The organism is Streptomyces aquilus (assembly GCF_003955715.1).
GTDB lineage: Bacteria > Actinomycetota > Actinomycetes > Streptomycetales > Streptomycetaceae > Streptomyces > Streptomyces aquilus.
This window is the reverse complement of record NZ_CP034463.1, coordinates 5,914,287-5,923,427: the sequence shown is the minus strand read 5'-3', so window position 1 is coordinate 5,923,427 and position 9,141 is coordinate 5,914,287. Positions and strand designations below refer to the sequence as shown.

Here is a 9,141-nt window from a genome sequence, read left to right as displayed (position 1 = left end):
AGCGGACACGCGATCTGCATCACGGTCTGATCACACGTCATCGTACTTGCGGCGCAAGCGAGTTGGGGACGGAGAGCTAACTTATGGGGAGAACCCTAGGAGAGCTGGAGAAGACCCCTCAGCAGGTCCCGGCTCTCGGCCGGACCCGGACTGTCCTGCTGGAGCTCCTTGAGGGCGGTCTCGTACTGGGCGACGTCCTCGCGCTTGTCCAGGTAGAGGGCGCTGGTGAGCTGCTCCAGATAGACCACGTCGGTGAGGTCGGACTCCGAGAAGCTCAGGATCGTGAACGCGCCGCTCTCGCCCGAGTGCCCGCCGAAGCTGAACGGCATGATCTGAAGCCGGACGTTGGGGTGCTCGGAGATCTCGATGAGGTGCTGGAGCTGCTCCCGCATCACCTCGCGGTCGCCGTAGGGGCGGCGCAGGGCGGCCTCGTCGAGGACGATGTGGAACTCGGGGGCGTTCTCGGCGACGAGGTACTTCTGCCGCTCCAGGCGCAGCGCCACCCGCCGCTCGACGTCGGCCTCGCTCGCGCCCTTCATGCCACGCCGTACGACTGCACGTGCATACGCCTCGGTCTGCAACAGACCGTGCACGAACTGCACCTCGTACGCGCGGATGAGGCTCGCGGCGCCCTCCAGCCCCACATAGGTGGGGAACCAACTCGGCAGGACGTCGGAGTAACTGTGCCACCAGCCCGCCACGTTGGCCTCCCGGGCGAGGGAGAGCAGGGACATGCGCTCGGCCTCGTCCGTGATGCCGTACAGCGTCAGGAGGTCCTCGACGTCCCTGGTCTTGAAGCTCACCCGGCCCAACTCCATCCGGCTGATCTTCGACTCGGAGGCGCGGATGGAGTAGCCCGCGGCCTCGCGCGTGATCCCCCGCGCCTCACGCAGTCGCCTGAGTTGTGATCCGAGCAGCATGCGCCGCACCACCGATCCCGGCTCTCCCGCGCTCACGTTCGCCAGCCTCCCCAACCGTCTTCAGGGGCCGAAGTCTGCCACTAAAACACTTCGAGCTGTACTCGTCCGATTACAGAGATGGAAAGAAGCCAAAGATTCCACACAGGAGGTGGCCGCGAGAAGGCAAGAGAGAGGAGGAAGTTGGCGGAAAAAATGCCCAACAAGCGGTACGGCACCATCCAATTCGGTCACGTGCACGTGCATCTGCACCTTGCATCTGCACCACACATCCGAAACCATGGTCCCGCGCAACCGCTGCATCGCAACGACCGCGAGTTCCCGGGAGTGCCTCGCATGGGGATGAATGGATCGACCATGCTCGAGCCGTTACGGCAGGGCCTTCCGCCGCTGGATCCCGCGGCCGTGTCCAACGCCGCCTCCTGTGCGCTGCCCGCCCGCTACGAAGCGGTGCGCGAGGCACGGCAGTTCACCCGCAGAACGCTCGACCAGTGGGACATCGGCGACCGTTTCGACGACGTCTGTCTGGTGGTCTCCGAACTGGTCACCAACGCCCTGCGGCACGGACTGCCGGCCGGCGACGGCCACACCCCCGCACAGATCCCGCCGGTGCGGCTGCATCTGATGCGCTGGACGGACCGGTTGGTGTGCGCGGTGCGCGATCCCAGCCACGACAACCCGGTGGCGCGCGATTCGGACGACTTCTCGGCGGAATCCGGCCGCGGCCTGTTCCTCGTCGACTCCTTCGCCGACAGCTGGGGCTGGCACCCGTTGGCCGGCACCCTCAACGGCAAGGTCGTCTGGGCCCTGTTCCTGCTCCAGCCGCGGGAGTCCGCCGAGTGAGGCTCCGCGGCGTTTTTCGACGCCGCGGTTCTACGCGCGTCACCGCAGGTAGTGAGCCGGTCACCCCGGGTTGACCGGGGCGGCCGCCGCCCTCAACCGGCTATCAGGTGGTCGAACTCGCCGTCCTTGACGCCGAGGAGCATCGCCTCGATCTCCGCGCGCGTGTAGACGAGCGCCGGACCGTCCGGGAAGCGCGAGTTGCGCATGGCCACGCCGCCGTCGGGCAGCCGCGCGAACTCGACACAGGAACCCTGCGAGTTGCTGTGCCTGCTCTTCTGCCAGGCCACCCCGCTCAGGTCCGTGGCCGCCATGCCGTTGTACACGTCCATGCCGTTGTACACGTCGTGGTCCACAGGTCGCTCCCCGGTGCTGCGGTGGCCTTGGGGCCAATTGATGCAAAGGTCAACTGGTCCGGATCATAGCTCTGTTCACGTGCAGATGCATGAGCAGATGCACGTGCACGCGGGGTGTTCCCGTGGTTACAGATGTGACGTACGTGGTGCTACATCCGTTCCAGCGCATCCCCCAGAGCGCGCATCACATGCGATCTCCAGCCCCCGTCCATGATCGTCCGGGCCATCAGCTGTGCGGGGTCGTCCGGGTCGAATCCCTCGTGTACTAGAAAGAGACGCGTTCCACGCCCTTCCTGTTCCAACCTCCACGTGATGGTCCAGTCGGCGGAGTTGGCAGGATCGGTGTCGGTCCAGCGGACGCTCAGCATCCGTTCCGGCTGAAAACCGAGAACCTCCACGTCGACGGTGCCGGAGAAGTTGGTGTTGGGCCGCGGCACGGAGGTCATCGTGTACCGGTGACCGACCTCCAGACGGAACGCCTCGGTTCCTTGCATCTGCCACTGCACGAGCAACTCGGGCTCGGTGAGGGCGCGCCACACCTTGGCGGGCGGGTGCGGGAAGAACTGGTCGACGCGGATGACGGTGAGGTCGTCGTCAGGGGTGGCGTTCATGTCGCGTCATCGTCGGGCATGCGGTCGAGCAGTTCGCCCAACCCCTTCAGCCGGTCGCGCCAGAACCGCTCGTACGGGTGGAGCCAGTCCTGCACCTCGGCGAGCGGGGCCGCCTCCAGGCGGTAGATGCGCTGCCGGCCGGAGCGCTGCTCGGAGACGAGGCCGGCGTCACGCAGCACCTTGAGGTGCTCGGAGAGGCTCGGGCGGGCCATGTCGAAGTGGGCGGCGAGGGCCTGCACGGGCTGCGGGCCGCCGTCGCGCAGGAGCCGCAGCACCTCGCGGCGCACGGAGTTGGCGAGCGCGGCGAAGACGCGGTCGTTCGCGGCGGCGGTACCCGTCCCGTTCATGGCGAGGTCAGAAGCCTTCCTTCTCCGTCAGCAGCATCAGACCGTTGCCGTCGGGGTCCGTGAAGGCGGCCATCCGGCCCCAGGGGAGCTCGTCAGGGCCCTGCACGGACACGCCGGCCTCGGCGAGGCGCGCGCAGTCGGCGTCGACATCGGTCGTCACCAACATGATCCCCCGGGCCGAACCGGGCTCGAAGCCGCCCATCCCGGGGCCGGAGAGCGTGAAGACGGTCTGCGCGCCCTCGGGGGCGACCTGGAGCCAGCGGCCCTGGGGCATGTCCCGGTCGACGGCGACCGTCATGCCGAGGACGTCGGTGTAGAAGCGCAGGGCGCGGTCCTGGTCGGAGACGGGGAGGGTGACGAAGGAGGCGTGGGTGATGGTCATGTGGGCCATGATAGGTAGGCGATTCCCTACGCGTCAAACGTAGGGAATCGCCTACCTATGGGTGCTCACCTGGCGTGGCGTTGGTACACCTGTAGCCGCTCACTTGGCGCTGGAGTACGGCAGCAGCGCCATCTCCCTCGCGTTCTTGACGGCGCGGGCCAGCTGTCGCTGCTGCTGGGCCGTGACGCGGGTGACGCGGCGGCTGCGGATCTTGCCGCGGTCGGAGATGAACTTCCGCAGCAGGTCGGTGTCCTTGTAGTCGATGTAGGTGACCCCGGCGGCGTCCAGCGGGTTGGGCCGGGACTTGAGGGGCTTGCGGTCGCTCTTACGAGGCATCAGACCTCCAGGAGGGTGTCGAAGGCGGGCGGCAACTGCTTCCAGGCGCTGCGGCCCGCGGCGTACTCGGCGTCGGTCAACAGGCAGGACTCCAGCAGCCGTTCGAGTCCGTCGCGGTCGAGGGCGGGGGACGTGAACACGAGGTGCTGGCAGCAGTCGCCGTGCTCGGGGTGCCAGTCCAGCGCGGCGGCGGCGCGACGCACCGGCGGGACCATGTCCCAGGCCGCGTCGGGGAGGGAGGCGAGCCAGGGCCCGACGCTCTCCACGCACAGCGCGCCCCCGGCCGCGTCCCAGTGCAGCAAGGTGTCCGGCCGGTCCGCGAGCCAGAACCGGCCCCGGCTGCGGGCGGCGGCACAGGTGATGTCCTCCAGCGCCTCGTACAGCCGCTCCGGGTGGAAGGGCCGGTCCCGGTGCCATACGAGCGTGGAGACGCCGTGCGCGTCGGCCTCGGCGGGCAACAGGGCGCAGGCGGGGTGCTGGGCCGCGGCGGCGGCCTCGACGTCGAAACCGGCGAGGGCGGCCCGCGCCAGCGGCGATCGCGCGGACGCCGTGGCGTCGGCCGCGCCCGCCGGGTCACCGGGGCCGATCGGGACCTGGCGGGCCGTCGGGTGGAGTTGGGTCAGCAGCTCCCGGTCCTCGTCGTCGGCCTCCTCCGAGTCGGTCACGGCGAGGACGGGGGCGTACTCCAGCTGGCGGGCGAAGGTGTCGGCGACCGTGCGCTGGTCGGTCGCGGCCGCGGCGAGGCCGCGCTCGGCGAGGTCGTCGCCGTTGCCGAGGTAGGGCAGGACCAGCGCCGGGTCGACCGCGGTGATCACACCGGTGACCATGAGGCCGCCGGCGGTCACCACCTCCGCCATGGCCTTGGGCTCGACGGAGTCCCACAGTTCGACGATCGCGAGCCGCGTCGTCCCGTCGTCCGCGAGGCGCCGCAGCTCGGGCACCAGGTCTTCACGCAGCGCACAGCACGCACAGTCGTTGACCAGGGGCGTCTCCCCGGCGGACAGCAGGCCGGAGCCGTCGCGCACGGTCCGCACGACGGTGCCCGCCGCGGCCGTCGCCAGGTCGTGGTGGAGTACGACGCTGCCGGGCACGTCGGCGAGGAGCCGATCGACGGCCGCCTTACGGGCGTCGGCGTGCAGCCCGCCGACGATCACGACCGAGAGCATCAGCCCCGCTCCCCCGACCGGCCGTAGCGCCGCTCGAAGCGCTCCACGCGGCCCGCAGTGTCCAGGACGCGCGCGGTGCCGGTGTAGAAGGGGTGGCTGACGTTCGAGATCTCGACGTCCACGACCGGGTAGGTGTTGCCGTCCTCCCACTCGACCGTCTTCTCGCTCGTCATCGTCGAGCGGGTGAGGAAGGCGTGGTTCGCGGCGCGGTCCCGGAAGACGACGGGACCGTACGCCGGATGGATGTCCTTGCGCATGGTGGCGGTCAGCGCTCCTCTCGGAAGTCGACGTGGCGGCCGACGACCGGGTCGTACTTGCGCAGGGTCATGCGGTCCGGGTCGTTGCGGCGGTTCTTGCGGGTGACATAGGTGAAGCCGGTCCCGGCCGTGGACCGGAGCTTGATGACCGGGCGGAGTTCGTTGCGAGCCATGCCGTGTATCTTACTGAAAATGAATTCCATTTACACAACTGCTTCGAGAGAGGTGCGTCACCCGTGTCCGCCCACTGCATGCTGACCGGCGCCCGGCCCGGCTTCGGCAACCGCATCTCCCACTCCCACCGGCGCACCTCGCGCCGCTTCGACCCCAACATCCAGTCCAAGCGGTACTGGCTGCCCAGCGAGGGCCGCCACGTCCGGCTGCGGCTGAGCGCGAAGGGGATCAAGACCGTCGACACGATCGGCGTCGAGGCGGCCGTGGCGCGCATCCGCGCGCGGGGAGTGAGGATCTGATGGCCAAGAAGAGCAAGATCGCGAAGAACGGGAAGCGGCAGGAGATCGTCGCCCGGTACGCCGAGCGACGTGCCGAGCTGAAGGAGATCATCCGGCGGCCGTCCTCGACGGATGCCGAACGTCTCGCGGCCCAGCGGGAGTTGGGCAGGCAGCCGCGGGACGCCAGCGCCACCCGGGTGCGCAACCGCGACCAGGTGGACGGCCGGCCGCGCGGCTACTTCCGGGCCTTCGGCCTGTCCCGGGTGAGCCTGCGGGAGCAGGCGCATGCCGGGTACCTTCCGGGGGTCCGCAAGTCGTCCTGGTAGCTTGCTGCGGTCGTAGCGTCGCCGGTGTCGGGGCGTCGCCTGCCATCCGCTAGGGAGCTTTCATGGGTTCGGCTTCGGCTTCGGCTTCGGCTTCAGGGAACTTCTCGCGGACCGCGGCGGCCGCGGCTCTGGCGCTGGCGGGCGCCCTCGTGCTGGGTGCGTGCAGCTCGGACGGCGGGTCCGACTCCGACGACGCCACCCCGAGCGTGAGCGCGTCCGTCAGCGGCCCGGCCTCGTCCTCCGGCTCCGCGGCCCCCTCCGGTGACCTCGCCGGCAGCTGGCTCACCACCGCCAAGGGCAAGGCCGTCGTCCTGATGGTCAACGGCACCGAGGCGGGGCTGTTCGCGACCGGCGGGACCGTGTGCAGCGGGACCGCGGGCGAGGAGTCCGGCATGCAGATGATCCACCTCAAGTGCACGGACGGCAGCAAGGACCGGGCGACCGGGATGGTCGACTCCGTCGACAAGACCACCCTCAAGGTGACGTGGGAGGGCGGCCTCGGCGCGGAGACGTACACCAAGTCCGAGGGCGGCAAGCTGCCGTCGGGCCTGCCTACGGCGAGCCTGGGCTGACGTAGAGGCCGTTCGGCGAGCTTGGGCTGACGTAGAGGCTGTTCGACGCGGCTGGACCTAGAGGCTGTTCGGCGGGGGCGGGCAACCGTTGCCCGGGCTCGTGCGTGATGATCCATGCACGAGCCTCAGCGGCACCGCGCCGCCCGGAGCATCCAAGGACCCACCATGCGCGCCCTCCCCCTCGCCGCCGCCACCCTCGCCGCGGCCTTCCTGCTGACCGGCTGTTCCGACGACGACGGCGGCAAGGACACCGGCGCCTCCGCCGCCGCCAAGTCCGGCGGTGCCTGCGCGATCGGCGAGATGGGCGTGCGGGTCGGCCCCGCCAACGCCGCCCCGGCCGCCGGTGACACCGGCAACGTGCCGGTGACGATCACCAACAAGAGCGGCGCCAAGTGCACGCTGGACGGCCTGCCCAGTGTGGGCCTCGCCGCCGGCGGCACCACGGCGAAGGTGGAGTCCGACCCCGCCGCCACGGCCAGGAAGACGAGCCTGGCCAAGGACGCCTCGATCTCCTTCACCATCACCTATGTCCGGGGCGAGAAGGGCGGCGACCGCAGCCTCGCCGTGACGAGCGCGGACTTCACCCTGCCCGGGTCCACCAAGACGCACGCCTTCAAGTGGTCGTACGGCGATGTCGCGCTGAAGAAGAACAGTCAGACTCCGGACGCGACGGTGTCCGGATTCCAGGAGTCCAGCGACTGACCCGGCTCAGCGCAGGGGCCTGCGGGACTTCACCTGCGCCCGGTCGGCCGCCTCGGCGCCCTCCACCCAGCCCGCCTCGTCGGTGACTCCGCGCAGGCGGGTCGTGGTGGTCTGCGGGAACATGCGGTCCACGCGGTCGGTGACGGCGACCTCGCGGGTGGCGAGGACCGGGAGCAGGTCGTCGCCGACCTGGGTCTCGGCGGCGGCGCGCAGCCGGTCGCCGACGCGGTGGGCGTAGGCCGCGAGGAAGGACTGCCGGAAGGTCTTGGTCCGCTTGCGGCCACCGGCCCGCTGGGCGGCCTCCGCCTTCGTCATGGCGGTCGTGGCCTGCACCAGGAGCGAGGTGTAGAGCAGCTCGACGGCGTCGAGGTCGGGGCCGAAGCCGACCACCGTGGAGAACGCGAACGCCTCGTTCCAGACGGCCCGGCAGTGGTTCGCCGTCGCCACCGCGTCCAGCAGCACCGCCTTGGCCTGCTCGTACGGCGGCTCGACCCCGATCCGGCAGGCGCCGGGGGCGTCATGCGTGGGCGCCTGCGCATCCAGCAGCGCCTCGTCGACACTGTGCCGGGCCATCAGTTCCTGCGCCTTGGCGGTGAGCGCCTCCGCCTCGTCCGGGTAGCCGGTCGCCTCCGCCTTGGCGAGCAGCGCGCGGATCCGGGTGAGCATCCGGGGCTCGGCGGAGGCGTGCCGGGTGACGGGCTCGTCCAGGGGTTCGAGGGTGGGCAGCCGCAGCAGCAGGCGGTACAGCTCCAGGACCGCGGTGGCGTGTGAGAAGCGGTCGGTGCGGGGTGCGGGTTCGGCGGGGAGTTCGGCGAGCTGGGCGGCCCAGCGCGGGCCGCGCGCCCGGTCGTCGGGCGCCTGCGCGCGGATCAGCGCCGACAGCAGGCGCAGGTGTACGTCGTCCAGCTCGCGCCGTACCAGTCGTACGACGTCGGCGGGCTGCCAGCCACGGCGCCAGGCGGCCGCGACGAACTCCCGCCCCCGGCGTTCGACTTCGGCGTCGGCCTTCGCGTCGGCGGCGAGGAGGGAGGCGGCCGCGTCGAGGGCGGAGTCGGCGTCGGTGTAGAGGGCGGCCTCGAAGGCGCGGTCGACGGTGCCCGGAGTGCCGGGGGTGTCTCCGCTGGACGTACTGCTGCTGGTCACGGGGCGATCGTCTCACTCCCCGAAAATCGGGTGCCGTGGGCGGTGGGGGCTTCGAGCATGGCCGCATGATGGACATGTCTCTCTACGCGGCCTTCCTCGTGGCCGCCTTCGCGCTCTGTGTGACTCCGGGTCCCGACATGATGTTCATCGTGGCGATGGGTGGCCGGGGCGGGCCGTCGACGGGGGTGATGGCGGCGTTCGGGGTGGCCTGCGCGATGTTCGTGCACACGGTCGCCGCGGCGCTCGGCCTGTCGGCGCTGTTCCTGGCGCTGCCGACGCTGTACCACGTGCTGCGCTGGGCGGGCGCGGCCTATCTGCTGTACCTCGCAGTGAAGGCCTTCCGGGACCGTTCGGTGCCGGGTGAGGGGACGGCGGCCGGGCCGGGGATGCGGCGGGCGTTCTGGCAGGGCGCCGTGACCAATCTGCTGAACCCCAAGGTGATCCTCTTCAACGTGGCGTTCCTGCCCCAGTTCGTGGCGCCCGAGAAGGGTCATGTGTGGGAGCAGTTCCTGGTGCTCGGGCTCTCGATCACGGTGATGGGGTTCGCGGTGGACGGTTCGATCGGGCTGCTCTCCGGGAAGCTGTCGGCGCTGCTGCGGCGGAGCCGGCGGGTGGCGCGCGGGCTCAACGTCTTCAGCGGGACGGTGTTCACGGGGCTGGCGGTGCGGCTGGCCGTCTCGGCGCCGAAGTAGTGTCAACTCCGAGTTGACACTCGATGGGTGTCAACCTACGGT

The 9,141-nt window shown here is 70.3% G+C and carries 16 protein-coding genes; 6 read left to right on the top strand and 10 right to left on the bottom strand.

Features of this window, described 5'->3' with window-relative positions; translation table 11 throughout:
* Positions 1-95 precede the first annotated feature (95 nt).
* The gene (locus EJC51_RS27240) at positions 96-920 is read right to left on the bottom strand and encodes a helix-turn-helix domain-containing protein (RefSeq protein WP_126277152.1); all 825 of its coding nucleotides are present in this window, start codon (positions 918-920) and stop codon (positions 96-98) included.
* Positions 921-1,253: 333 nt separating this feature from the next.
* Between EJC51_RS27240 and EJC51_RS27235 the strand changes: the two genes are divergently transcribed.
* Positions 1,254-1,760, top strand: a complete 507-nt coding sequence (locus EJC51_RS27235; protein ID WP_165951251.1) for an ATP-binding protein — start codon at positions 1,254-1,256, stop codon at positions 1,758-1,760.
* A gap of 92 nt (positions 1,761-1,852) precedes the next feature.
* Here EJC51_RS27235 and EJC51_RS27230 read toward each other — a convergent pair whose 3' ends face one another.
* From EJC51_RS27230 to rpmG, 8 genes are all read right to left on the bottom strand, one after another.
* Positions 1,853-2,113, bottom strand: coding sequence for a DUF397 domain-containing protein (locus EJC51_RS27230; RefSeq protein WP_059194009.1), 261 nt, complete (start codon positions 2,111-2,113; stop codon positions 1,853-1,855).
* A 149-nt stretch (positions 2,114-2,262) separates the two neighbouring features.
* Entirely contained in the window at positions 2,263-2,724 is a 462-nt protein-coding gene (locus EJC51_RS27220; RefSeq protein WP_126273490.1) for an SRPBCC family protein, read from the bottom strand.
* A complete protein-coding gene (locus EJC51_RS27215; protein ID WP_079311385.1) occupies positions 2,721-3,071 on the bottom strand; it encodes an ArsR/SmtB family transcription factor in 351 nt (116 codons plus the stop codon). Before EJC51_RS27215 ends, EJC51_RS27220 begins: the two co-directional genes overlap by 4 nt.
* A gap of 7 nt (positions 3,072-3,078) precedes the next feature.
* A complete protein-coding gene (locus EJC51_RS27210) occupies positions 3,079-3,453 on the bottom strand; it encodes a VOC family protein (protein WP_126273489.1) in 375 nt (124 codons plus the stop codon).
* Positions 3,454-3,552: 99 nt separating this feature from the next.
* Positions 3,553-3,789 (bottom strand): 30S ribosomal protein S18, encoded by a 237-nt coding sequence (gene rpsR / locus EJC51_RS27205; protein WP_126273488.1) that lies wholly within the window; start codon positions 3,787-3,789, stop codon positions 3,553-3,555.
* Positions 3,789-4,955: a CobW family GTP-binding protein gene (locus EJC51_RS27200; RefSeq protein ID WP_126273487.1), complete on the bottom strand. Its 1,167-nt coding sequence runs from the start codon at positions 4,953-4,955 to the stop codon at positions 3,789-3,791. Before EJC51_RS27200 ends, rpsR begins: the two co-directional genes overlap by 1 nt.
* The gene (locus EJC51_RS27195) at positions 4,955-5,212 is read right to left on the bottom strand and encodes a type B 50S ribosomal protein L31 (RefSeq protein WP_126273486.1); all 258 of its coding nucleotides are present in this window, start codon (positions 5,210-5,212) and stop codon (positions 4,955-4,957) included. Before EJC51_RS27195 ends, EJC51_RS27200 begins: the two co-directional genes overlap by 1 nt.
* Before the next feature lie 8 nt (positions 5,213-5,220).
* Positions 5,221-5,385, bottom strand: a complete 165-nt coding sequence (gene rpmG / locus EJC51_RS27190) for a 50S ribosomal protein L33 (protein ID WP_019753828.1) — start codon at positions 5,383-5,385, stop codon at positions 5,221-5,223.
* A 63-nt stretch (positions 5,386-5,448) separates the two neighbouring features.
* Here rpmG and rpmB point away from each other — a divergent pair, with 63 nt between their 5' ends.
* The 4 genes from rpmB to EJC51_RS27170 all read left to right on the top strand — a co-directional run bounded on the left by rpmB (position 5,449) and on the right by EJC51_RS27170 (position 7,264).
* The gene (gene rpmB / locus EJC51_RS27185; RefSeq protein ID WP_059194016.1) at positions 5,449-5,685 is read left to right on the top strand and encodes a 50S ribosomal protein L28; all 237 of its coding nucleotides are present in this window, start codon (positions 5,449-5,451) and stop codon (positions 5,683-5,685) included.
* On the top strand, positions 5,685-5,990 hold the full coding sequence (rpsN, locus tag EJC51_RS27180; RefSeq protein ID WP_126273485.1) for a 30S ribosomal protein S14: 306 nt from the start codon (positions 5,685-5,687) through the stop codon (positions 5,988-5,990). Before rpmB ends, rpsN begins: the two co-directional genes overlap by 1 nt.
* Positions 5,991-6,052: 62 nt before the next feature.
* Entirely contained in the window at positions 6,053-6,562 is a 510-nt protein-coding gene (locus tag EJC51_RS27175) for a hypothetical protein (RefSeq protein WP_126273484.1), read from the top strand.
* 165 nt (positions 6,563-6,727) lie between these two features.
* Positions 6,728-7,264, top strand: coding sequence for a DUF4232 domain-containing protein (locus tag EJC51_RS27170; RefSeq protein ID WP_126273483.1), 537 nt, complete (start codon positions 6,728-6,730; stop codon positions 7,262-7,264).
* Between the two features lie 6 nt (positions 7,265-7,270).
* Here EJC51_RS27170 and EJC51_RS27165 read toward each other — a convergent pair whose 3' ends face one another.
* Entirely contained in the window at positions 7,271-8,407 is a 1,137-nt protein-coding gene (locus tag EJC51_RS27165) for a DUF2786 domain-containing protein (RefSeq protein WP_126273482.1), read from the bottom strand.
* Positions 8,408-8,472: 65 nt separating this feature from the next.
* On the opposite strand from EJC51_RS27165, the gene EJC51_RS27160 reads away from it, so the two are divergent.
* On the top strand, positions 8,473-9,099 hold the full coding sequence (locus EJC51_RS27160) for a LysE family translocator (protein ID WP_126273481.1): 627 nt from the start codon (positions 8,473-8,475) through the stop codon (positions 9,097-9,099).
* Positions 9,100-9,141 lie beyond the last annotated feature (42 nt).

Bases quoted from the DNA above. Each gene is read 5' to 3' on its own strand.
- rpmG (WP_019753828.1), bottom strand. From the start codon at position 5,385: ATGGCTCGCAACGAACTCCGCCCGGTCATCAAGCTCCGGTCCACGGCC.
- EJC51_RS27220 (WP_126273490.1), bottom strand. From the start codon at position 2,724: ATGAACGCCACCCCTGACGACGACCTCACCGTCATCCGCGTCGACCAG.
- EJC51_RS27175 (WP_126273484.1), top strand. From the start codon at position 6,053: ATGGGTTCGGCTTCGGCTTCGGCTTCGGCTTCAGGGAACTTCTCGCGG.
- EJC51_RS27210 (WP_126273489.1), bottom strand. From the start codon at position 3,453: ATGACCATCACCCACGCCTCCTTCGTCACCCTCCCCGTCTCCGACCAG.
- EJC51_RS27170 (WP_126273483.1), top strand. From the start codon at position 6,728: ATGCGCGCCCTCCCCCTCGCCGCCGCCACCCTCGCCGCGGCCTTCCTG.
- EJC51_RS27195 (WP_126273486.1), bottom strand. From the start codon at position 5,212: ATGCGCAAGGACATCCATCCGGCGTACGGTCCCGTCGTCTTCCGGGAC.
- EJC51_RS27215 (WP_079311385.1), bottom strand. From the start codon at position 3,071: ATGAACGGGACGGGTACCGCCGCCGCGAACGACCGCGTCTTCGCCGCG.
- rpsR (WP_126273488.1), bottom strand. From the start codon at position 3,789: ATGCCTCGTAAGAGCGACCGCAAGCCCCTCAAGTCCCGGCCCAACCCG.
- EJC51_RS27235 (WP_165951251.1), top strand. From the start codon at position 1,254: ATGGGGATGAATGGATCGACCATGCTCGAGCCGTTACGGCAGGGCCTT.
- EJC51_RS27240 (WP_126277152.1), bottom strand. From the start codon at position 920: ATGCTGCTCGGATCACAACTCAGGCGACTGCGTGAGGCGCGGGGGATC.
- rpsN (WP_126273485.1), top strand. From the start codon at position 5,685: ATGGCCAAGAAGAGCAAGATCGCGAAGAACGGGAAGCGGCAGGAGATC.
- EJC51_RS27160 (WP_126273481.1), top strand. From the start codon at position 8,473: ATGATGGACATGTCTCTCTACGCGGCCTTCCTCGTGGCCGCCTTCGCG.
- EJC51_RS27200 (WP_126273487.1), bottom strand. From the start codon at position 4,955: ATGCTCTCGGTCGTGATCGTCGGCGGGCTGCACGCCGACGCCCGTAAG.